This is a genomic window from Neisseria sp. P0008.S010 (genome assembly GCF_051962715.1).
GTDB lineage: Bacteria > Pseudomonadota > Gammaproteobacteria > Burkholderiales > Neisseriaceae > Neisseria > Neisseria elongata.
On record NZ_JBQCVA010000222.1, the window covers coordinates 1 to 325 of the forward strand.

The following is a 325-nucleotide window of genomic DNA, read 5'->3' on the forward strand; positions in this document are numbered from 1 at the left end:
CTGCGATACACATGGCGTCAGAAGCCGAAAAAACACCGCGACGAACCCGCCTTCGCCATAATCGGCTACGGCAAACTCGGCGGCAAAGAACTCGGCTACACATACGACTAGGATTTGGTCTACCTGTTTGACGACCCCGACCAAGAGGCAGGGCAGACCTACTCCCGTCTGTCAAACCGCCTGACCACATGGCTGTCCGGCAGCACCGCCGCCGGCACACTATACGACATCGACCTGCGCCTGCGCCCCAACGGCGACGACGTCTTCCCCGTCCACAGTACCGCCGCCTTCGACAAATACCAGCACGAAAACGCATGGACATGGG

The 325-nt window shown here is 60.0% G+C and carries 1 pseudogene; it reads left to right on the forward strand.

Annotation, left to right across the window (positions count from 1 at the left end):
* A pseudogene (locus ACTHSL_RS13315) lies at window positions 1-325 on the forward strand (bifunctional [glutamate--ammonia ligase]-adenylyl-L-tyrosine phosphorylase/[glutamate--ammonia-ligase] adenylyltransferase); the annotation flags it as partial.